At 52.5% G+C, this 20,127-nt stretch carries 23 protein-coding genes; 12 read left to right on the top strand and 11 right to left on the bottom strand.

Going from position 1 to position 20,127, the window contains the following annotated elements:
• Nucleotides 1-67 precede the first annotated feature (67 nt).
• Together B152_RS25920 and B152_RS21935 are read right to left on the bottom strand one after the other, a co-directional pair.
• Nucleotides 68-610, bottom strand: a complete 543-nt coding sequence (locus B152_RS25920; RefSeq protein ID WP_157230763.1) for a winged helix-turn-helix transcriptional regulator — start codon at nucleotides 608-610, stop codon at nucleotides 68-70.
• 513 nt (nucleotides 611-1,123) lie between these two features.
• Nucleotides 1,124-1,633: an FxsA family protein gene (locus tag B152_RS21935; protein ID WP_020590441.1), complete on the bottom strand. Its 510-nt coding sequence runs from the start codon at nucleotides 1,631-1,633 to the stop codon at nucleotides 1,124-1,126.
• Between the two features lie 115 nt (nucleotides 1,634-1,748).
• Between B152_RS21935 and B152_RS0100685 the strand changes: the two genes are divergently transcribed.
• The 5 genes from B152_RS0100685 (at nucleotide 1,749) to B152_RS0100705 (ending at nucleotide 6,105) form a co-directional block, all read left to right on the top strand.
• The gene (locus B152_RS0100685) at nucleotides 1,749-2,510 is read left to right on the top strand and encodes a Tim44/TimA family putative adaptor protein (RefSeq protein ID WP_020590442.1); all 762 of its coding nucleotides are present in this window, start codon (nucleotides 1,749-1,751) and stop codon (nucleotides 2,508-2,510) included.
• Between the two features lie 58 nt (nucleotides 2,511-2,568).
• Entirely contained in the window at nucleotides 2,569-3,852 is a 1,284-nt protein-coding gene (mltA, locus tag B152_RS0100690; protein ID WP_020590443.1) for a murein transglycosylase A, read from the top strand.
• Between the two features lie 220 nt (nucleotides 3,853-4,072).
• Nucleotides 4,073-4,801, top strand: coding sequence for a methyltransferase domain-containing protein (locus B152_RS0100695; RefSeq protein WP_026261156.1), 729 nt, complete (start codon nucleotides 4,073-4,075; stop codon nucleotides 4,799-4,801).
• A gap of 268 nt (nucleotides 4,802-5,069) precedes the next feature.
• On the top strand, nucleotides 5,070-5,615 hold the full coding sequence (locus tag B152_RS21940) for a Smr/MutS family protein (RefSeq protein WP_020590445.1): 546 nt from the start codon (nucleotides 5,070-5,072) through the stop codon (nucleotides 5,613-5,615).
• A gap of 91 nt (nucleotides 5,616-5,706) precedes the next feature.
• The gene (locus B152_RS0100705) at nucleotides 5,707-6,105 is read left to right on the top strand and encodes a helix-turn-helix domain-containing protein (protein WP_020590446.1); all 399 of its coding nucleotides are present in this window, start codon (nucleotides 5,707-5,709) and stop codon (nucleotides 6,103-6,105) included.
• A gap of 111 nt (nucleotides 6,106-6,216) precedes the next feature.
• Here the strand turns inward: B152_RS0100705 and B152_RS25715 are convergent, their stop codons facing one another.
• The 3 genes from B152_RS25715 to hslV all read right to left on the bottom strand — a co-directional run bounded on the left by B152_RS25715 (nucleotide 6,217) and on the right by hslV (nucleotide 8,385).
• Nucleotides 6,217-6,393, bottom strand: a complete 177-nt coding sequence (locus tag B152_RS25715; RefSeq protein ID WP_020590447.1) for a DUF1737 domain-containing protein — start codon at nucleotides 6,391-6,393, stop codon at nucleotides 6,217-6,219.
• A 15-nt stretch (nucleotides 6,394-6,408) separates the two neighbouring features.
• Nucleotides 6,409-7,743, bottom strand: a complete 1,335-nt coding sequence (hslU, locus tag B152_RS0100715; RefSeq protein ID WP_020590448.1) for an ATP-dependent protease ATPase subunit HslU — start codon at nucleotides 7,741-7,743, stop codon at nucleotides 6,409-6,411.
• Nucleotides 7,744-7,821: 78 nt separating this feature from the next.
• Nucleotides 7,822-8,385 (bottom strand): ATP-dependent protease subunit HslV, encoded by a 564-nt coding sequence (gene hslV, locus B152_RS0100720; RefSeq protein WP_026261157.1) that lies wholly within the window; start codon nucleotides 8,383-8,385, stop codon nucleotides 7,822-7,824.
• A gap of 427 nt (nucleotides 8,386-8,812) precedes the next feature.
• Here hslV and hisB point away from each other — a divergent pair, with 427 nt between their 5' ends.
• From hisB to B152_RS0100755, 7 genes are all read left to right on the top strand, one after another.
• On the top strand, nucleotides 8,813-9,400 hold the full coding sequence (hisB, locus tag B152_RS0100725; RefSeq protein ID WP_020590450.1) for an imidazoleglycerol-phosphate dehydratase HisB: 588 nt from the start codon (nucleotides 8,813-8,815) through the stop codon (nucleotides 9,398-9,400).
• 70 nt (nucleotides 9,401-9,470) lie between these two features.
• Nucleotides 9,471-10,112 carry an imidazole glycerol phosphate synthase subunit HisH gene (hisH, locus tag B152_RS0100730; protein WP_020590451.1) on the top strand — a complete coding sequence of 214 codons (642 nt, stop codon included), beginning with the start codon at nucleotides 9,471-9,473 and terminating at the stop codon, nucleotides 10,110-10,112.
• A gap of 2 nt (nucleotides 10,113-10,114) precedes the next feature.
• The gene (locus B152_RS0100735) at nucleotides 10,115-10,663 is read left to right on the top strand and encodes a GNAT family N-acetyltransferase (RefSeq protein ID WP_211212083.1); all 549 of its coding nucleotides are present in this window, start codon (nucleotides 10,115-10,117) and stop codon (nucleotides 10,661-10,663) included.
• Between the two features lie 12 nt (nucleotides 10,664-10,675).
• Nucleotides 10,676-11,446, top strand: a complete 771-nt coding sequence (hisA, locus tag B152_RS21945) for a 1-(5-phosphoribosyl)-5-[(5-phosphoribosylamino)methylideneamino]imidazole-4-carboxamide isomerase (protein WP_020590453.1) — start codon at nucleotides 10,676-10,678, stop codon at nucleotides 11,444-11,446.
• A gap of 14 nt (nucleotides 11,447-11,460) precedes the next feature.
• Nucleotides 11,461-12,240: an imidazole glycerol phosphate synthase subunit HisF gene (gene hisF, locus B152_RS0100745; RefSeq protein WP_020590454.1), complete on the top strand. Its 780-nt coding sequence runs from the start codon at nucleotides 11,461-11,463 to the stop codon at nucleotides 12,238-12,240.
• Nucleotides 12,233-12,580: a phosphoribosyl-ATP diphosphatase gene (locus B152_RS0100750; protein ID WP_020590455.1), complete on the top strand. Its 348-nt coding sequence runs from the start codon at nucleotides 12,233-12,235 to the stop codon at nucleotides 12,578-12,580. Before hisF ends, B152_RS0100750 begins: the two co-directional genes overlap by 8 nt.
• A 115-nt stretch (nucleotides 12,581-12,695) precedes the next feature.
• On the top strand, nucleotides 12,696-13,049 hold the full coding sequence (locus B152_RS0100755) for a histidine triad nucleotide-binding protein (RefSeq protein ID WP_020590456.1): 354 nt from the start codon (nucleotides 12,696-12,698) through the stop codon (nucleotides 13,047-13,049).
• A gap of 90 nt (nucleotides 13,050-13,139) precedes the next feature.
• On the opposite strand, the gene B152_RS24825 is transcribed toward B152_RS0100755, so the two are convergent.
• From B152_RS24825 to B152_RS21960, 6 genes are all read right to left on the bottom strand, one after another.
• Nucleotides 13,140-14,708, bottom strand: coding sequence for a PAS domain-containing sensor histidine kinase (locus B152_RS24825; protein WP_020590457.1), 1,569 nt, complete (start codon nucleotides 14,706-14,708; stop codon nucleotides 13,140-13,142).
• 229 nt (nucleotides 14,709-14,937) lie between these two features.
• A complete protein-coding gene (locus B152_RS0100765; protein ID WP_020590458.1) occupies nucleotides 14,938-16,464 on the bottom strand; it encodes a YifB family Mg chelatase-like AAA ATPase in 1,527 nt (508 codons plus the stop codon).
• A 166-nt stretch (nucleotides 16,465-16,630) separates the two neighbouring features.
• Nucleotides 16,631-17,122, bottom strand: coding sequence for a 2-thiouracil desulfurase family protein (locus B152_RS0100770; RefSeq protein ID WP_020590459.1), 492 nt, complete (start codon nucleotides 17,120-17,122; stop codon nucleotides 16,631-16,633).
• 25 nt (nucleotides 17,123-17,147) lie between these two features.
• Nucleotides 17,148-17,624, bottom strand: coding sequence for a GNAT family N-acetyltransferase (locus B152_RS24830; RefSeq protein ID WP_020590460.1), 477 nt, complete (start codon nucleotides 17,622-17,624; stop codon nucleotides 17,148-17,150).
• Between the two features lie 44 nt (nucleotides 17,625-17,668).
• The gene (locus tag B152_RS0100780) at nucleotides 17,669-18,100 is read right to left on the bottom strand and encodes a GFA family protein (RefSeq protein ID WP_020590461.1); all 432 of its coding nucleotides are present in this window, start codon (nucleotides 18,098-18,100) and stop codon (nucleotides 17,669-17,671) included.
• Nucleotides 18,101-18,279: 179 nt separating this feature from the next.
• Nucleotides 18,280-19,941, bottom strand: a complete 1,662-nt coding sequence (locus B152_RS21960; RefSeq protein WP_245549916.1) for a SulP family inorganic anion transporter — start codon at nucleotides 19,939-19,941, stop codon at nucleotides 18,280-18,282.
• Nucleotides 19,942-20,127: the final 186 nt, after the last annotated feature.

Here is a 20,127-nt window from a genome sequence, read left to right on the forward strand (position 1 = left end):
TTCTGCTAGAATCACCCCGGACCTGGCTGTGGAATATTAACGGGGCAAGGTTTGTATAAGTTCAAATTCAGAGGGTTGGTAACAGGATAAGGTTCGGTGAAATCAGCTTTGCCAGCTTTCGACTGGTTTGTATTGCTTGATCGGGATCGGCGACGATAACAGCGTCGCAAGACTGTAAGGCCGTTATTAATTGATGTTCCGTTGCATCAGGGTCCAGTACAGAAAACAGATGCAAAGTGGATTTTTGAAGCTCTAACAGGGCAATATCCGCCAGATTTCCGCGCCCGACGAGTAAGATTTTGTGCCAGTGCTTGTCTTCGGCCTGTTTGACCAGTTCGGCGTATTCCAATCTGATCTCGTTAAACAGGGAGAGGCCATTCTGGAGAAGTGCCTGGATCAGTTGATCCATATGGCGAGATCCGGTTTCGGTAAGAAAGTAGATATAGCCAAAAGTCTTGTGCTGATGAGAGGTAACTTTTTTGATCCACCCGCTCTCTGTGGCCAAGGTAAAGTAACTGTTTATTACGCCAATGGAAACTTTGAGCTGGTCCGATATGGCACGTTGAGAGATGGCATGATTACTGTCGATCAGTTGCAGGACTCTCAACATGATTTCTTGCTGTACTTTGTGTTTTGCATCTCTGATTCGGGGTTTAAACTTCTGTATCAATAGCTGTTTTTCGGCCAGGTCATATTGTATCTGGCGTTCATTGTCCCCCACAATAACTGGATAGACCTTTAAGGCCCATAGTTTGGCGGCTTCTAGATTTTTTTGCCGCGTGCTTTTGACAATTGGCCTACTGCGCCAGGGAATTTTGAACTCAGCTTGCCAACAAACCGAAGTTCGGTCCCGTCGTTTGAAAAGCCTGATTTCCCGGTTTTCTAAAAAGAAGCTATTTTCTGCTGACATGATGTGTGTGTGGTGTGTGTGAAAATGAATGCTGTCAGGTGCATCTTACCACAAAAAAAGCAGTGTGTGTGCAAAGTGTGTGTAATGAAGAGATCTTATTATTTACGCCCTTAACCTGGGAAAAACTGTCTTGAGCAAAATAAAACGCGGCATCAAAAATATTGATACCGCGTGATTCGTTTTTTTCATAGAAAACTGTTATCTAGTGGCCAATTATTTAAGGCGATCGGGATTTTGTTCTGCCCCGTCTTTGGTTACATCCTGATAATCGCCATCGATAACCGTGTCGTCGCCTTTGTTCCAGCTGCCAGCCTGGGTCGGACCTTGAGGGCCTGATCCCTGACGATAAAAGCTCTGTTGCTGAATACCGGCGAAGATTTTCTGCCCGAGGGTGTTGCGCAGGAGTTCGCGCACAGGGGGGAGCAACAGGCTGAAACCTATACTGTCGGTAACAAAGCCAGGGGTGAGCAGCAGGGCACCGGCAGCAAGCAGACAAAGGCCGTCAAAAAGTTCCTGGGCCGGGATTGCCCCTTGATTCAATTGGGTTTGTGCGCGGGCAAGTGTGGCAAGCCCCTGTCTTTTCAGCATCCAGGTCCCGATCACCGCAGTCAGAATGATGAGGCCGATGGTACTCCAGAGACCGATCTGGTCGCCGACCTGGATCAGGACGGCAATTTCCAGCAGCGGAATCCCGATAAAAAGAAAAAGGAAAACAATTCCCATACTTGCTCTTTCTTAAGCAGTTGCTTATTTAAAGTAGGTAAGATGACTATGAATATAGGGGCTGTACGGGCCTCTAGCCAGTAGTTGGTCAATATTTATTGGAACATAATCACCTATGGGTAACGGTTTCCCGGTTCTTGAAATAATCCTCCTCGCAGCTGTTGCGGTTTTTCTGGTCTTGCGTCTTCGCAGCACCCTGGGAAAACGCACCGGGTTTGAAAAGAGACCCGGCCAGGACTCTTTTGTTGATGACCAGAGTTCCAAGGACAATGTCGTTAACTTGCCTCCGCGCGGGCGTCCGCAGGAAAAAGACAGCGCCTTTGCTGATTCTTCTGGTGATTCACAACGCGAACCGGTCAAGGAAGTGCATGCCAGCTCTCTGCATGGTGGCAAGATGGCCGATGATATTCTGCCAGCGGATTCTGCACTGGCAGCAGGCTTGTCCGAGATCGAGAAGCAGGATCGCAGTTTTAATTCAAAAGAGTTTGTCCAGGGGGCCGGAACCGCTTTTGAAATGATTGTGTCGGCTTATGCCTCTGGTGACAAGAATACCCTGAGGGATTTGCTGGCGGATGAGGTCTATCGGGACTTTCAAACGGCGATTGATGACCGGGAAGCGGCAAACCAGACCCATGAGACTGTCCTGGTCGGTATTTCCGATGCGGACATTGTCGATGCTGAAATGCGGGGTCGTTACGCTGTTGTCACGGTGAAATTTGTCTCGCAGCAGGTGAACGTAACCCGGGATGCCGACGGCAGTGTCGTCGAGGGAGATTCCAATCACGTGGCCAAGGTCACTGATATCTGGAGCTTTGCCCGCGATACCCGGAACAAAAACCCAAATTGGCTACTGGTCGAAACCCGCAGCCCCAACTAGACTTCCCGGAACTGCTTTTCCAATCCGAAGACAAGAGCGTTGCTCTGGGGGGATTCCGTTGTCGGCTGCTGATTATTCTTTTCCACCAAAATCCGTTATTTCGATGATGACTTCCAGCGTTGTTTCCGGCGCTGGCTGGGCACGCCGGGCCAGCCTGATCCTGGTTGTTCTTGGCCTTGCTGCCTGTGAACAGAAAGACCAGGTAACTCCGCCTTCCTCCGGGGCTGCCCAGGAAGACAAGCTTTCCCTCTTCCGGGTTGACTATTCGGCCCTGCCGGGCTGGCAGGATGACCAGACGCAGGAAGCCTACCCGGCCCTGGTCCGAAGCTGTGAACGCTTTCAGCGCTGGCCGGACAGCAAGGCTGTCGGCCCCGATGCCGTGGCAGGCACAGCCGCAGACTGGAAACCGCTTTGCCATTCTCTGACGGGCTTTATGGCGAGCGCCGGGAACAAAAGGGATTTCTCGATCTGGCTGGAAGAAAATCTTGTTCCCTATCAGGTTTACAACAACGACAATACCGAGGGCACCTTTACCGGCTATTATGAAGCCGAGCTCAAGGGATCACTGCTTCGCGACGAAACTTATAAATATCCGCTCTATGGCCTGCCGCAGGATCTGGTCTCGGTCAAGCTGAGCGATTTTGATGAAGAGCTCAAGGGAACGGTTCTGGCCGGACGCGTGGAAGGCAACCGTCTGCTTCCCTATCATGACCGGATCGAGATCGAAAAAGGTGTTCTGGATAATAAGGCTGTAGAAGTACTCTGGGCTGATGACCCTGTTGATGTTTTCTTTCTGCATATTCAGGGCTCCGGCATGGTCACCCTGCCCGATGGCCAGGTCATCCGGGTTGGCTATGCCGGCAACAACGGGCACAAATTTTATGCCATTGGCCGGGCACTGATTGATGAAAAGGTGCTGCCAAAAGACCAGGTTTCCATGCAGTCGATCCGGGACTGGTTGCGCGCCAACCCGGAGCAGGCGCAAGAGATTATGAACCGGAACAAGCGCTTTATCTTTTTCCGCAAGATCGAGGGAGACGGCCCGATCGGAGCGATGGGGGTTGCCTTGACCCCTGCCCGATCGCTGGCGGTTGACCCTCGCTATATGCCGCTGGGGGTGCCTTTGTGGCTCGACACCACCTGGCCGGGCTCTGACAGGCCGCTGCAACGGCTGATGGTCGCCCAGGACACCGGCAGCGCCATTCGCGGACCAATCCGGGGAGATTTTTTCTGGGGGCCAGGTGAGGCTGCGCTGGCGCAGGCAGGCGGGATGAAACAAAGGGGCAGCTATTATCTGCTGTTGCCAAAATCTGTTGCGGAAAGAAGAGACGCCACAGGTTAAGAATACAGGCGGTTCAACAAGTTGTGCCATTTTTCCGGGTAAGATTTCCGGATAAAGGGGCTTGCCAAATCAGGACAGGTTTATTACCCCGAGCGCCTTGAGATTGAATTACCTGTAGATCTACCATCGGGGACATTGGTGTTTGTGAACTGTTTCCTGCTGGCATCAAGGGTTCAATCATCGTCACAACGTTTGCGTTAATAACTTGTTGGAACCCCCGATGACGGAAAGATGCCCTGACGAAAATGGATGGTTAAGTTCAGCCAATGCCTGGATTGACCGGATGGGAGAGGAAGGTGACTTCGCCCGAAAATATATTCTCGATCACCTGATGATTCCACGAATACTGAATGAGAAACCGGCAAATATGCTGGATATTGGATGTGGTGAAGGCCGATTTTGCCGTGTGATCGGTGAGCAGAATGTTGAGGTGACCGGCATTGATCCGGTCGATTCCTTCATTAATCATGCAAAAAGCCGTGATCCAAGGGGCAACTATCAGTGCTGTTTTGCAGAAAGCTTACCTTTTGCAGATGAGAGCTTTGATCTGGTTGTGTTTTATCTGAGCTTGATTGACATCACCGATTTGCAGGCTGCCATTCGAGAAGCCACCCGGGTTTTGAGGCCAAATGGCAGGGTATTGATTGCGAATCTGACAAGCTTTACCACTTCAAATGGAACGACCGGCAGTGTTATTGGTCGGGATGGAAAAGTGTATTATCCTCTTGGTTCCTATCTGGAAGAACGTGCCAACTGGTTTGAGTGGGGAGGCTTACGTATTCGGAACTGGCATCGTCCCTTGTCCACATATATCTCATCATTACTTGATGCAGGCCTGGTATTGACCTATTTCGATGAGCCAAAGCCAATTGGCGGCCCGCATGATAGTGTAGAAAAGTATAATAAGGTGCCTTTTGTCATGATGATGGAGTGGAAGAAGCCTCTCTGAGTCTTAAGAAACTCTGGTCAGACCTTGATAGGAGGTTTATGACCGGGGCAACATTTATTTCTTTGGCTCTTTTGATAGAAGCCCTTGGTAAAATTCTGTGGCAAGAAAAAACAAATCCAGATCAATCAAAGCTCCTAGCAGTCAGAAGAGTTCCGCTGTTACGGCGGAGCCTTCTGCGAGATCTGGTGAGGGGTTAAAGTCGCAGGCCAAAGCCGTCTCAGGGACTCGATCTGAAAAAAAAGCACCAGGTGAAACAGGCCTTTGGCGGATGGTGTCAAAAACGGTCAAGCCCCTGGAGCAGAGGGATTACTTTGTTTTTGGCCGCACACTGCCCCAACCCTGGAGTGATCAGGATTCAGCCAGTTCCGATCTGGATAACACGGCTGAAGAAATTCCCTTCAAGGCCTATCGTTCTGCGCCCAGTCAGATCCGGCCCAGTAAATTTCCCAAACAGACTTCGGCCCTGTCACATGGCCAGGTTCATGACATGGACCGCCGGCAGGCGGAGCGTTTTACCAAGGGAAAACTGCCGCTGGAGGCGGTGCTGGATCTTCACGGTCAGACCCAGCAACAGGCACAGGCTTCGCTTGAACGTTTTGTTGCCAGCTGCCGGGCCCGGGATCTGCGCAATGTCCTGGTAATTACCGGCAAGGGGTCAGGCCCGCATTCCCAGGGAGTCCTGAAAGCCATGGTCCCGCGCTGGCTGAACGAAGAGCCCAACCGCAGTGCTATCCTTGCCTTCAGTCACGCCAAACATCACCATGGCGGCAGCGGGGCGTTATATGTTCTCTTGAAAAGAACGCGGGAAAGTTAGAGACTGTCCCTCCTTTGGCCCATTCTTTTGGCTCTTCCCGCCCCTGTTCAGGTTTTGTCCTGACCACCTGAAAATATTTAGTACTGTTGATATGACCCCCTTTGGACAGAAACTTCGCGAGATCCGCGCCGAACGTCAGCTGACCATGAAAGAAATGGCCAAGGGGCTGGGTGTCTCTTCCGCCTATCTATCATCGGTGGAACACGGGCATCGGGGACAGCCGAGCCGACGCTTTGTCCACCGGGTTTGCCAGTATCTGAATATCATCTGGGATGACGCCGAAGAACTGGAGGCGCTGGCAATTCGTTCGGACCCGAAGGTTTCGGTCAATACCGCCGGGCTGGCCCCCAAGGCGACCTATCTTGCCAACTGTCTTGCCGAAAAAATCGCCGGACTTACGGATGAGCAGATCGAAGCCATGCTGGACATTCTGGGGGTGGAGAGCGAGCCTGTGCCGGGTGAGAAGTTCGGGGATGACAAGCAGGGCTAGCGGAAGAGAAGCCTGCAGATGATCTAGCAGATGATCTAGCAAGATGATAAAGAATCAGGAGGTGTCCGGACAGGCTTGTCCCGGACACCTCCTGTATAGCTTTCTACAGCTTTATGATGCTTTTGTATCTTCCGGCCAGACAACAGCCTGCCCACAGATAACCTCGGTGCCATTGAAGGTCAGCGAGGGTGAGCCATAGAGCTGGTACCCGTCGCTCAGGGCCTGTGAAACCCTTTTGCAAAACTGGTCGTCGTCCCTGCCGGTAATAAAGCGATAGCGCTGCTTCATCTACAGTCCTCCGAACTAGAGAATAAATTTGGACAGATCGGTGTCTTTGGCCAGGCTTGAGACCCGTTCCGCGACCAGTTCTGCGGTTATGACCACAGACTCTCCGCCCCTGTCCGTGGCGGTGAAGGAGATTTCCTCCAGCAGTTTTTCCAGCACGGTGTGCAGACGGCGGGCGCCGATGTTTTCCACCGAACTGTTGATCTCGGCGGCAAGATCCGCCAGGGCATCGATCGATGCGTCCTCAAAGGAAAGTGTCAGATCTTCTGTACCCATCAGGGCAACATATTGTTTGATCAGACTGTTTTCCGGCTCGGTCAGAATACGTTTCATGTCATCGCGTGTCAGCGCATTGAGTTCGACCCGGATTGGCAGACGGCCCTGGAGTTCGGGCAGCATGTCCGAAGGCTTGGAGAGGTGGAACGCGCCGGAAGCAATGAAAAGGATATGATCGGTTTTGACCGCGCCGTGTTTGGTGCTGACGGTGGTGCCCTCGATCAGCGGCAGAAGATCGCGCTGTACCCCTTCGCGGCTGACATCGCCGCCACTGCGTTCGGAGCGAATGGTGATCTTGTCGATCTCGTCGAGGAAGACAATACCGTTCTGTTCCACATTGCGGATGGCTTCGCCGACAATACTTTCCTCGTCGAGCAGCTTGTCGCTTTCTTCGGCCATCAGCAGATCATAGGATTCTTCAACCTTGACCCGGCGCTTCTTGGTTTTCTGACCAAAGCTCTTGCCAAAGATATCACCGAGATTGAGCATGCCCATGCTGGCGCCGGGCATGCCGGGAATATCCATGGTCGGCATCTGCATGCCGCTGTGGTCGACGACCTCGATCTCGATTTCCTTGTCTTTCAGCTGGCCTTCGCGCAGCATCTTGCGGAATTTCTGGCGGGTTTCCTCGCTCGCACCTTCGCCGACCAGTGCATCGAGAACCCGGTTCTCGGCGTTCAGCTCGGCCTTGGCCACAACCGACTTGCGCTGGTTTTCCCGCGCCAGCAGGATCGAGGTATCGACCAGGTCCCGGATGATCTGTTCAACATCGCGGCCAACATAACCGACTTCAGTGAATTTGGTGGCTTCTACCTTGAGGAAAGGCGCATTGGCCAGCTTGGCAAGGCGGCGGGCGATTTCAGTTTTACCCACGCCGGTGGGGCCGATCATGAGGATGTTTTTTGGCAGTACTTCCTCGCGCATTTCCTCGGGAAGCTGCTGTCGACGCCAGCGGTTGCGCAGGGCAATGGCCACGGCGCGCTTGGCCTCGTTCTGGCCGACGATATAACGATCCAGTTCCGAAACGATTTCCCGGGGGCTGAAGGCACTGGCGTGCTGGGGGGCGAGTTCTGTCATAATTTACCGCTCGAATTTTTTGAGGTCGTGGCTTTTTAATGGCCTGTCTGGCCAGGGACCTATCTGGTCAGGGATTGCTTATTTTGCTTTGGTGGCGATGCTTTCAACCGTCAGGTTGCTGTTGGTATAGACACAGATATCAGCGGCAATACCCAAGGATTTCCGGGCGATTGCCTCTGCTTCCAGGCCGTCAATATCGATCAGAGCCCGTGCAGCAGACAGGGCGAAGGAACCACCGGAGCCAATACCCATCAAGCCGTCTTCAGGTTCCAGTACATCGCCGTTCCCGGTCAGGATCAGCGAGGTATCGGCATCGGCAACCACCATCATGGCCTCGAGTCGACGCAGATAACGATCGGTACGCCAGTCCTTGGCCAGTTCAACACAGGCCCGGGTCAGCTGGCCCGGATAGGTTTCAAGCTTGGCTTCGAGACGTTCAAAAAGGGTGAAGGCATCAGCTGTCGCCCCGGCAAAACCGGCAATGACATCGCCTTTTCCCAGCCGTCGGACCTTGCGGGCATTTGCCTTGATAACAGTGTTGCCAAGGCTGACCTGGCCGTCACCGGCAATGACCACCTTGTTCCCTTTGCGGACGGAAAGAATTGTCGTGCCGCGCCATTTGATTGGATCGTGTTCAGACATGGTTTTGAAATGGTCCGTTCGTTGTGTCACTTCAAGAGAGGATGCCTTGAAAGTAGGGATTCTTTTCGGGATTGCGATGAAGTTTTTTGATTCTTCTTCTCCCTCCCTGGCTCCCTCTTTTGAAAAGCTCGTCAATTTCTGCTTCTGTCATACAGATTTGCCCCGGATATGACAACGGGCGGAAGGGAGGCAGCAGTCGCTGTTGCTGTACGGTACTGGTGGCGGTGCTGGAGACGGTACTGGTGAAGCATCCGCGGGACAGGGTTATTCAGGACAAGTATTATTGAATCATCTCTGGAACGAAGGCCGCTGACCTGCTACAAAAGCCGCGGCTTTTCTGACAAAACAGAAGGTCAGTCGTCTATACAATTCCCGTTTGCATCCCTGAGTGTGGTGCTTTCGGTCCAGTTATTGGGAAGGACAGCCCGTGCGGCAGGCAAGCATAGAGCGCAACACCAACGAAACGCAGATTACAGCGACCATTAACCTGGATGGCAGCGGCAAGTACGATGTCGAAACCGGTGTTGGATTCCTCGACCATATGATCGAGCAGCTTTCCCGTCATTCCCTGATGGATATTACCCTGCGTGCCAAGGGCGACCTGCACATCGATTTTCACCACACCACGGAAGATTCCGGGATTGCGCTGGGTCAAGCTTTCAAACAGGCTCTGGGCGACAGAAAAGGCATCAAGCGTTATGGGTCCTGTTTGCTGCCAATGGACGAAGCCCTGAGCCGGGTGGCGCTGGATCTGTCCAACCGTCCCTATCTGGTCTGGAATGTCGAGTTTGATCGCGACAAGATTGGTGACATGGATACCGAGCTGTTTCGTGAATGGTTCCAGGCCTTTGCTTTTAATGCGGGCATGACCCTGCATGTGGATCAGCTGCATGGCTTCAACAATCACCATATCATCGAGTCCTGTTTCAAGGCTCTGGCCCGGTCGATCCGCGAGGCGATCGAGATCGATCCGCGCAAAGCCGATGAAGTGCCGTCGACCAAAGGTGTGCTCTGATCTGGTCGCGCCCACCCGGGTGGCAGAACAGGGCATAAAGTGAGAGAAGAAACTTGATGAGGTGCATTCCATGACGCTGGCGATCATTGATTATGGATCGGGCAATCTGCGTTCCGCCGCCAAGGCGTTTGAACGCTCAGCCCGGGAAGCTGGGCTGACGACTACTGTTCTGGTGACCGCTGACCCCGAAGCCGTACGTCAGGCTGATCATATTGTCTTGCCGGGTGTCGGTGCCTTTGCCGATTGCTGGCAGGGTCTCAATGCGGCAGAAGGTATGGTTGAGGTCCTGCGCGAGTCCGTTTTGCAACAGGGCAAACCCTTTATGGGGGTTTGCGTCGGCATGCAGCTGATGGCCTCGGTTGGTCGCGAATATCGCGATTGTGAAGGTCTGGGCTGGATTCCTGGCGAAGTGGTGAAAATGGACCCGGAAGACCAACGCCTGAAGATCCCGCATATGGGCTGGAATGAGCTGAATATTCGTCGTCCTCATCCGGTGCTGGATGGTTTGGATAACGGGACGCATGTTTACTTTGTCCACAGCTATCACTATATCCCGGAGAACAGCGACCATATTCTGGCCCAGGTTGACTATGGGGATGCCCTCACCGCCGTTATTGGCCGCGATAATATGATCGGGACCCAGTTTCACCCTGAAAAAAGTCAGTCTGCCGGGCTGAACCTATTTAGCAACTTCCTGAAGTGGAAACCCTGAACGTGACTCCCCAGATGCCGGATCTTGCCCCGACAACCGAGGTAAACGAACTTACTGAATTTCGCGGACCGGATCTCTATGATCTCTGTGACGCGACTGAATCTGCAATTGAAGCCGGTGGAGGCTTCGGCTGGCTGCGGGTTCCTGAACGCGAGATCATGGAAAACCATTGGCGCGGAACCCTGCTGGTTCCGGGGCGACAGATCTTTGTCGCCCGGCTGGATGGCACAATCTGCGGGTCGGCCCAGCTCCATTGCCAGCCGCGCAACAATGAAGCCCAGGCCCATTCCGGCCAGCTCTCTTCCTTCTTTCTAGCCCCCTGGGCGCGAGGGCATGGGCTGGCTGCACAGATGGTCAAAGCGGTGGAGAAAGCGGCAATTGACCGCGGCTTGAGTGTGCTTAATCTGGATGTGCGTGAAACCCAGAAACAGGCGATCCGGGTTTATGAGCAGGTCGGTTTTACCCGCTGGGGCACTCAGCACACCTATGCACGTGTCAATGACCAGTGGGTTGCGGGACATTTCTACAGTAAAATTTTGAATGCTTCCTGAGGGAGATAAGTTGTGATTGTGTTTCCGGCAATTGACCTGAAGGACGGCGAGGCTGTCAGGCTTCTCAAGGGAGAGATGAATACCGCTACGGTGTTCAATTCCAATCCTGCTGCTCAAGCCAAGGAGTTTGAGGACGCGGGGTTTCAGTTCCTGCATATGGTTGATCTGAACGGCGCTTTTGAAGGCCGCCCGGTCAATCGTGCCGCGGTCGAAAAAATTGTGGCGACGATTTCCATGCCGACCCAGCTGGGAGGCGGGATTCGTGATCTGAAAACCATCGAGCAGTGGCTGGAGGCCGGTGTGTCCCGGGTTATTCTCGGAACCGTCGCAGTGAAAAACCCGGCACTGGTCATTGAGGCCTGTAAATTTTTTCCCGGCAAAATCGTTGTCGGTATCGATGCCCGTGGTGGCATGGTGGCGACCGAGGGCTGGGCTGAAACCAGTGACCTGGAAGCGACTGAGCTGGCGCGCAAGTTCGAAAATGCCGGCGTTAGTGCCATCGTCTATACGGATATTGATCGGGACGGCCTGTTACAGGGCTGTAACGTCGAGGCGACAGCGAAACTGGCCCGGGCAATTTCGATCCCCGTCATTGCTTCGGGCGGGGTTGCCTCGGTTGAAGACATTCGTCAGCTCAAGGCGGTTGAAGATGCAGGGATTGAAGGGGTGATCTGTGGTCGTTCGATCTATGACGGCCGGATTGATCCCCGGGAAGCGCTTTCGATTGCCAGCGGGGGAAAAGCTGGTGGAGTCTTCGCTGCTGGTCAGAACACTGCGGGATAATTCTGGAGAATAAAATGCTGAAAGCACGAATTATTCCCTGCCTTGATGTGAAGGACGGGCGCGTCGTTAAGGGGGTCAACTTTGTTGGACTCCGCGATGCCGGTGATCCTGTTGAACAGGCCCGCCTGTACGACAAGGCCGGAGCAGACGAGCTTTGTTTCCTTGATATCACCGCCAGCCATGAAAAGCGCGATATCATGCTGGATGTGGTTTCCCAGACGGCTGAAGAATGTTTTATGCCCCTGACAGTTGGCGGGGGAATCAGAACGCTTGAGGATATCCGGGCGCTGTTGCTGGCGGGAGCTGACAAAGTTTCTATCAATACGACGGCTGTGACAAATCCCGAATTTGTGCGTCAGGCCAGTGAAAAATTTGGCAGCCAATGCATTGTTGTGGCGATTGATGCCAAGGAAGTTGCACCGGGAAAATATGAAATTTTCACCCATGGTGGTCGCAAGGAAACCGGACTTGATGCGGTTGAATGGGCCCGGAAAATGGAAAGCCTGGGGGCGGGAGAGCTGTTGCTGACCTCCATGGATCGCGACGGCACCAAGCAGGGGTATAATCTGCCTCTAACCAGAGCCATTGCCGACGCGGTGAGAATTCCGGTTATTGCATCGGGTGGTGTCGGCAACCTTGATCATCTGGTTGACGGTGTCCGGGAAGGCCATGCGACAGCGGTTCTTGCGGCCTCGATCTTCCACTTTGGAACTTACAGCATTGCCGAAGCCAAGGAACATATGGCCAAAGCTGGCGTTGCTGTGCGCCAGATCACGGAGGATTCTGATGTCTGACGGGTTTAACGAAGGTATTTCTGCAACGATTCTGGATGAGCTTTACAAGGTTGTTCTCAGTCGCAAGGGGGATGACGCTTCTCAATCCCATACTGCCAACCTTTTTTCCAAGGGGATTCACAAGATCTCGCAGAAGGTTGGGGAAGAGGCTGTTGAGGTGGTGATTGAAGCTGTTGCCGGCCCTCGTGAAGGGGTGATCTCTGAATCAGCCGATCTGCTCTATCACATGATGGTGCTCTGGGCAGAACGGGGTATCCAGCCTGCAGAAGTCTGGTCAGCACTTGAGGGGCGCAAGGGGATTTCCGGAATCGCCGAGAAAGCCTCCCGCAAGGGTGAGTGATTCCAGGTTCTTGACCAGAAAGCTGCTGATCTGGTTAAGTTATTTTCCTGAGTAGTTCTTGACTCAATTTCTGGCAGTGACTGGCAGACATTCTTACATTACGGGAAAGCAGACAATGGCATATGATTCGAACAATATTTTTGCAAAAATTCTGCGTGGCGAAATTCCTTGCACCAAGGTTTTTGAAAACGAGCATGTTTTTGCGTTCAATGACATTGCGCCAAAAGCACCAGTACATGTTCTGATCATTCCCAAAGGAGCCTATGTCTCTTTCGCAGATTTTTCGGCCAAAGCCACGGCTGAGGAAATTGTTGCGCTTAACCGGGCGGTCGGCGAGATTGCGCGGGAAAAGGGGATTGATGTAACCGGGTATCGCCTGCTGGCCAATCATGCAGAGCACGCCAGACAGGATGTACCGCACTATCATGTACACCTGCTTGGAGGTGTTGATCTGGGGCCTTGTTTCTAGGGCTCCTTATTTCTTCGATCTGAAGAAAAGAACCTGGGGCTGGCTGTCCCAAGGAGGTCAGGAAAATTTTTGGAGAAATCTTTCTTGATATCACCCGAGATATTTCCGCAGTTTGCGATCATTTGAATTGACGGCAAGGTTTTCCGGGAAACGCAGCACGATATTGGTGCCCTGCCCCGGATTGCTTGTCAGTTGCAGGGCACCCCCACTGATTTCCACCAATGATTTGGACAGGGGTAAACCCAGGCCGACACCGCCATATTTTCGGCCAAGTGAATCATCAATCTGGGTAAAAGGTCGGAGTGCCAGCTCTATTTCATCCTTGTTCATACCGATCCCGTCGTCTTCAATCCGGATGGTATAGCCGCTCTTGTTCGAAAAATTGGCCGCAATCCGGACAGTGCCACTGTAGTCTGTAAACTTGAAGGCATTTGAAATCAGGTTTGACAGAATCTGCTTCAGACTTTTGGGGTCAATTCTGATGGGCGGGCAATCGGGCTGGATATGTGTGCTCAGGCTAACTTGATTTTTGGTGTTTTTACTCTGGACCAGCCTGAGAGTATGATCAATGGCTGAAACAAGATCAACATTTTCAGGGCTGATATAGTATTCTCCGGCCTCGATCATTGTAAGATCTAGGATATCATTGATCACCTCGAGTAGTTGATTGCCACTTGCATTGATATCATTTGCATATTCCTGATATCTGGCATGTCCGAGGGCTCCGTATATTTTTTGGGCCATGGCTTCGGAGAACCCGATGATGGCATTCAGTGGTGTGCGCAATTCGTGACTCATGGTGGCGAGAAAGGCTGTTTTTGCTCTGCTGGCTCTTTCGGCATGATTCTTTGCTTTTCGCAGGGCGCGCTCTACTTTTTTTACCTCGGTCAGATCGACGTCAATACAGTACATTTCCTTTTTATTCTGGCCATTGGTCATCAGAACGTGACTGGAATAGACCGGTACAGCTTTTCCAGTTTTTGATTTCAGGGTGATTTCGCCTGAAGGAATAGCTGTACCCTCCCTTAGCCAATGGGTATGGGCTTTTATGATGTTCTTGCGCAGAGGATCGGGGATGATCAAATCTTCCAGCAATCTGCCATGGGCTTCTTCTTCGGAATAGCCGTATAAGCTGGTGCTGGCACTGTTCCAGTAAATAACCCTGCGATTTTGGTCATACCCCTGAACGGCGATGTTTTGCACCTGATCAAAGATGGACCGAAAGCGTCTTTCCGGAACAAGCTCGCTTCCCTCCTGCAAGGGAGCACAGGCCAAAGCTTCAATATAACCTTCTATGGCTATTGTTTTTCCTCTGGAATCTTCCAGAGCAATACAGCTTTCGCTGATCCACTGCACAGAGCCGTCAATTTTGTATACCTGGAAGGGGTGTGATTTGACTTCACCTTCTTTTTCAAGCCGCTGCAAGAAGATTTGCCGACTGCCGGGGTCAAGAAAAATACTGTGGCCCGGCTTTGTAACATGCTCATAAAAAAGGTCTGAATCAGCGGTGCCGAAAATGCGCATCAGAGCTGGATTGGCGGCCAGAAAAACACCATTTGCATCAGCAGAGTACATACCAAGAGGACTGTTATGGACCAGTCGTTCGCAGTCGTCCAAAATTGTCTGGTATTTAAGGTTACCGCCGTTTGAGACGCTCATACCGATCCTGTTTACTATTGCGACAGTCGTTCGGGAGACCTTCAGTATACACACATTTGGGTTGTATTATCAGTTAAAAAATATAAACGACCTCTTGCTGTTATGATGGTTAGTTATTGTAATCATTTGTTATAATAATGAAATTCTATAACTATAGGTCGTATTATTTATTTAGTTTGGCCTGGAGTTCTATTGGTGTAAGGGGACAGAAACAGAAATGTCAGCCCCTCTACAAGACCTTGTTTCGGCGATATCTCAGAGCTTCTGCAATGTGGGTGGAGGCAATGTTTTCACTGTCTGCCAGATCCGCGATTGTCCGCGATACCTTTAACACCCGGTGGTATGCCCGGGCAGACAGCCGGAATTTTTCTGCTGCGTTTTGCAACAGACTGGTTTCCTCCGGGCCAAGTGCTGTGACCTCTTCAAGAATTTTCCCCTCAGCTTCAGCATTACAATAGGGGCGCTGTTCTTTGGCAAAGCGGGCATAACGTTTGATCTGACGATTTCTGGCAGCCTGGACCCTGGCAGCGATTTCCCTGCTGCCTTCGCCTGGCGGCGGAAGAGACAGATCCTGCGCCCTTACGGCAGGAACATCGAAATAGAGATCTATCCGGTCATAAAGCGGTGCCGAGATCCGGGCCTGATATTGCTGGCTACAGCGTTGTCCTCGGCCACAGATTTGGGTGACAGGGTCAACCTCGCCGCAGCGGCAGGGGTTCATGGCTGCAACCATCTGAATCCGGGCAGGATAGGTGATGTGGGCTTCGGCCCGGGCGATGGAAATATGGCCGCTTTCCAGAGGCTGTCGCAGAGTTTCCAGTACTGATCTGTTAAATTCGGGCAGCTCATCGAGAAAAAGAACTCCCCGATGGGCCAGAGAGATTTCTCCCGGTCTGGCTTTTTGTCCTCCACCTACAATTGCCGGAGCTGAAGCAGAGTGATGTGGATCGCGGAAGGGGCGCTGATTTTTTAGAGCGCCGTTCTTCAGCAATCCGGCGATGGAGTGAATCATGCTGACTTCAAGAATCTCTTCGGGAGTCATTTCCGGCAGTATCGAGGGAAGCCGGGAGGCCAGCATGGATTTTCCGGCTCCGGGCGGGCCGTTGAACAGCAGGTTATGTCCGCCAGCCGCGGCAATCTCCAGTACTCTTTTGGCTGTTTCCTGTCCCTTGACATCTTTCAGATCCGGCAGATGCGGACGGTCCGTGTTGTGCGATGGCATGTCGGCTTTTGGCGGGCTGAGGATTTGTCTGCCATTGATGTGATTGATCAGGGAAAGGAGGTTTGCAGGGGCCAAAATATCGAGCTTGTCGATCCAGGCGGCTTCCCTGCCCTGAGCTTCGGGGCAAATCAGGCCGCGTTCCTGTTCGAGAGCATGAAGGGCAGCGGGCAAGACACCGCTGACAGCGCGGATGCTGGCATCCAGTGCCAACTCGCCAAGGATTGTATAGTCCTGTAATTCCGCTTCCGGAATGATTTCCATGGCACAGAGAATTCCCAGTGCAATTGGCAGATCAAAGTGGCTGCCTTCCTTTTGCAGGTCGGCGGGAGCCAGGTTAACGGTTATCCTTTTTGGAGGGAGAGCCAAACCGATGGCTGTCAGGGCGGCGCGTACTCTTTCCCGGCTTTCAGCCACGGCCTTGTCCGGCAGTCCTACCAGTGTGAATGTTGGTAATCCGCTGGAAAACTGGACCTGGACATCAATCGCCCGGACTTCGATGCCTTGAAATGAGACCGTCTTGAGCTGCACTGTCATGTGAATTTATACATGTGATTTTACGCCATCTCACTTTATGTTTCTGGAACAAAAAAGGAACATAACTGTAGCATCAAGTATTGTTGTGCAGAAGGTTTTTCAACCATTGTGAAAAGGGGAGTTTAAAAAACTCCTGCTGCCGGGAAGCTGAAACGGTTACAGTCAGTTAAGCTGTTGTTTCAAGATAACAACAGGCTTCCTCAATCTGCTCCTCGCTGAAAACAGTGATCCCGTGGTTGCGAAGAAGCTCCGTTACCTTGCCAGCGCCCCTGACTTTGGTGCCGCTGAACTGTCCATCATAGATAAAGCTGCTGCCACAAGACGGGCTGTTTTCCTTGAGAATGGCCAGCGTGATTTTTTTGTTCTGGCAAAGCTGCAAGGCGATTTCTGCCCCTCTGTCGAAAGTATCGGTGAGATTCTCCCCCTGATCTGAAAGAACCTGCCCCTGATGTATCTCTGCAGGCGGGCGCGGAACGGGGAGCCCGGCAGCCATTTCAGGACAAAGAGTAACAACCCTGCCCACAGCCTGCCACTCGAGCAGCTGTTTGTGGCCCCTGCTCGCGTAACGTCCATCGTAGCGCACAGCCTGTCCGAGAAGACAGGCACTGACCAGTATTCTGGTTTTGTGGGTTGGTACTTTTGATGAGGTCTGGTGCAACAAATATTCTCCCGAATCACCCTAATCAGGTGTCCTGTGACAGGAATTTTGACATGAGCACCCGTGGGTGAGCTTCGAAACCAAGCTTCTGATATAGCGCGTGTGCCCGCTGATTCCCAGTCTCTACCTCGAGAAAAACCCGAGTTGCCCCGAGCTTGCGGGATTCCTGTTCGGCAAAGGCAATTGCCTTACGTCCGATGCCCCGGCTTCTGTGTTCCGGAAGAAGGTAAATTTCGTCAATACAGAATTCACGTCCTCCGGCTTCCAGGGCAAAGCCCAGACAGACACAGAGATAGCCTATAGTGGTCTGGTTACGTTCGATAATCCAGAGGCGCACCAGCGGATCGCCCGCCAGGACGGCGTCGATTGCCGTTACGATCCTTGGCAGACCATAACTGTTATCATCTTCCCGGTAATAGGCTGATGCCAGGGCGATTACAGTTTCGCGATCAGGATTCTCTATTAAACGAAACCCCAGATTGGTTTCGGAGGGCAGAGACATTTTTTGTGCTCAACAGAAGGCGTGGGTTGAATTGTTCAGGAGTATCAGGTTTCTGTCATTTCCTGGGGCAGGCCGTCAGCCAGGTCGTAATAGTCCCCCTTGAACTGGCAAAAGATATGTTTCTCTGCCTTCAGGTTTGTCGGCTCGTCCAGGCTTCCGGCTGATACGGCGATATGATCTTTCCAGGTTTTGTGCCGGTCTGCCTGCCAGAAAAGCGCGGAACCACAAGACTTGCAAAAGCCGCGCCGGGCAAAGCCCGATGAGACATACCAGCTTAGCAAATCTTCCCCGCGGGTTATCCTGAATTTGTCGATTGGGCACTCTGCCGAGGCCCAGTAGTGCCCTGACCAGCGGCGGCACTGTTTGCAGTGGCAGGCACCAACGGCTTTGAGAGGTGCTTTGACTTCGTAGCGCAAGCTGCCACAGAGACAACCGCCAGTATGGTTTTGTCTGTTATGATCATCCTGATTGTTCATGTCATTATCTCGTGAAAGTTTCAGAACAAAGAATGAACATGTCAAATTCGTAGACATCTGTCAAACGGGTCGTTGAAGCGGCAGTTATCGCGTTGGCGCTCCGGCAAAGTAACAAACCCCGCCAAAAAGGCAGGGTTTGTTGTGTTGGTGTTATTTTATTTTTGTCGGGAGGCTGCTGTTCAGCTTTTGGCCCCGTTGTTGAGCGGGATTTCCACGTCCTCATGATACATCCGGTCATAATCGACCAAGATTCCGTAATGGGGATCCCCTTCCCTGTCTTCCTCGACCATGCTGACGGATTTTTCCAGCAGATGGCGACAGTCAGGGCTGAGGTGGCGCAGATGCAGAGTTTTGCCGTATTTGGTGTAGCGGTCTGCCAGCGCATCAATGGCTTCCAGTCCCGAATGATCCCAAACCCGGGCATTACGGAAATCGACCACGACATCATCGGCATCATCCTGCGGGTTGAAAAGATCGCGGAAGGAACTGATAGAGCCAAAAAACAGCGGGCCTGTGATTTCATAAACCGTGGTTTTCCCGTCTTCGCTGGTACCGACACGGGCATACATGTGTTTGGCCGAATTCCAGGCGAAAACCAGAGAGGAAACCAGAACACCGACGATCACGGCAATGGCAAGATCCGTTGCGACGGTGACGCCGGAAACCAGGATCAGCACAAAAGCATCCGATTTGGGAATCCGGTGCAGAATCCGGAAGCTGGACCATTCAAAGGTGCCGATGACCACCATGAACATAACGCCGACCAGAGCCGCCAGCGGAATCAGCTCAATCAAATCTGAGGCAAAGAGAATAAAGATCAGCAGAAAAACCGCACCGGTGACGCCGGAAAGGCGGGCTTTCCCGCCTGATTTGATGTTGATCATGCTCTGGCCGATCATGGCACAACCACCCATGCCGCCAAAGAATCCTGTCACGAGATTGGCAAGCCCCTGCCCCATGCATTCCTGCGAGGTCCGGCCTTTGGTTTCGGTGAGCTCATCAATCAGGGTCAGGGTCAGAAGCGATTCAATCAGGCCAATCGCCGCGAGAATAAGCGAATAAGGCAGGATGATATAAAGAGTTTCCAGATTGAAAGGTACCAGCGGGATATGGAATTCCGGCAGACCCCCGGCAATGGAGGCCATATCACCCACCGTCGGAATATCAAGCTGGAAGCCGATCACCAGCCCGGAGACAACAACAATGGCAACCAGGGGTGCCGGGATCAGCGTTGTTACCCGTGGCAGGAGGAAGCTGATGGCCATGGTGACCGCGACCAGACCAAGCATGATGTAGAGGGTTGATCCGCTGAGCCAGTTGCTGGAAGGATCCGTCGGAATCTCCTTGAACTGCGACAGCTGCGCCAGAAAGATCACGATCGCCAGTCCGTTGACAAACCCGAGCATAACCGGGTGCGGTACAAGGCGGATAAATTTCCCAAGCCGGAAGACACCGGCCAGAATCTGGAAGATCCCCATCAGGACAACGGCAGCAAAAAGATATTCAACGCCGTGGGTAACAACCAGAGATACCATGACAACGGCCAGAGCCCCGGTAGCCCCTGAAATCATTCCCGGGCGACCGCCGACAAGGGCGGTGATCAGGCCAACAATAAAAGCTGCATAAAGGCCGACAAGAGGTTCGACCTGAGCGACAAAAGCAAAGGCGACGGCTTCGGGAACAAGGGCGAGTGCAACGGTCAGGCCGGAGAGTACCTCGGCCTTGATGTTGCGGGGATCACAAAAATTATAGGCTTTCATGTAGCGTCCGATCAGATCCATCCGGAGATCGCCAGTAATCGTTAAGGCGATCAAAATAAAGGGCGGCCAATTCCAAGTCACCGTTTGGCCAATTCTATAATTGGTTGGGAAAAGGAGGCCGCCGCTTCTCTGTCTGGCGCGCTTGTAGCAAATTAATTGCTGGGAGAAAATAACTAATCTCGCTTGTCGGCTTTATCTGAAAAATAGAGGGATTGTGCCCCGTTATTAAGGTTTCCAGAATGCCGATTTTGCCGGAAGGATTCTAAA

Origin of the sequence: Kiloniella laminariae DSM 19542 (assembly GCF_000374005.1) — a bacterium.
GTDB classification, from domain to species: Bacteria; Pseudomonadota; Alphaproteobacteria; order Kiloniellales; family Kiloniellaceae; genus Kiloniella; species Kiloniella laminariae.

What these genes read in the sequence shown, in the direction of transcription:
- hslV (WP_026261157.1), bottom strand. Translation starts at nt 8,385, where the DNA reads ATGTCTGAACACGATCCAATCAAATGGCGCGGCACGACAATTCTTTCC.
- B152_RS0100695 (WP_026261156.1), top strand. Translation starts at nt 4,073, where the DNA reads ATGACGGAAAGATGCCCTGACGAAAATGGATGGTTAAGTTCAGCCAAT.
- B152_RS24825 (WP_020590457.1), bottom strand. Translation starts at nt 14,708, where the DNA reads ATGAGCGTCTCAAACGGCGGTAACCTTAAATACCAGACAATTTTGGAC.
- B152_RS24830 (WP_020590460.1), bottom strand. Translation starts at nt 17,624, where the DNA reads ATGTCTCTGCCCTCCGAAACCAATCTGGGGTTTCGTTTAATAGAGAAT.
- hisF (WP_020590454.1), top strand. Translation starts at nt 11,461, where the DNA reads ATGCTGAAAGCACGAATTATTCCCTGCCTTGATGTGAAGGACGGGCGC.
- B152_RS0100705 (WP_020590446.1), top strand. Translation starts at nt 5,707, where the DNA reads ATGACCCCCTTTGGACAGAAACTTCGCGAGATCCGCGCCGAACGTCAG.
- B152_RS0100755 (WP_020590456.1), top strand. Translation starts at nt 12,696, where the DNA reads ATGGCATATGATTCGAACAATATTTTTGCAAAAATTCTGCGTGGCGAA.
- B152_RS21935 (WP_020590441.1), bottom strand. Translation starts at nt 1,633, where the DNA reads ATGGGAATTGTTTTCCTTTTTCTTTTTATCGGGATTCCGCTGCTGGAA.
- B152_RS0100750 (WP_020590455.1), top strand. Translation starts at nt 12,233, where the DNA reads ATGTCTGACGGGTTTAACGAAGGTATTTCTGCAACGATTCTGGATGAG.
- hslU (WP_020590448.1), bottom strand. Translation starts at nt 7,743, where the DNA reads ATGACAGAACTCGCCCCCCAGCACGCCAGTGCCTTCAGCCCCCGGGAA.
- B152_RS21940 (WP_020590445.1), top strand. Translation starts at nt 5,070, where the DNA reads ATGGTGTCAAAAACGGTCAAGCCCCTGGAGCAGAGGGATTACTTTGTT.
- B152_RS25715 (WP_020590447.1), bottom strand. Translation starts at nt 6,393, where the DNA reads ATGAAGCAGCGCTATCGCTTTATTACCGGCAGGGACGACGACCAGTTT.
- B152_RS0100685 (WP_020590442.1), top strand. Translation starts at nt 1,749, where the DNA reads ATGGGTAACGGTTTCCCGGTTCTTGAAATAATCCTCCTCGCAGCTGTT.
- hisH (WP_020590451.1), top strand. Translation starts at nt 9,471, where the DNA reads ATGACGCTGGCGATCATTGATTATGGATCGGGCAATCTGCGTTCCGCC.
- B152_RS0100780 (WP_020590461.1), bottom strand. Translation starts at nt 18,100, where the DNA reads ATGAACAATCAGGATGATCATAACAGACAAAACCATACTGGCGGTTGT.
- B152_RS25920 (WP_157230763.1), bottom strand. Translation starts at nt 610, where the DNA reads ATGTTGAGAGTCCTGCAACTGATCGACAGTAATCATGCCATCTCTCAA.
- B152_RS0100765 (WP_020590458.1), bottom strand. Translation starts at nt 16,464, where the DNA reads ATGACAGTGCAGCTCAAGACGGTCTCATTTCAAGGCATCGAAGTCCGG.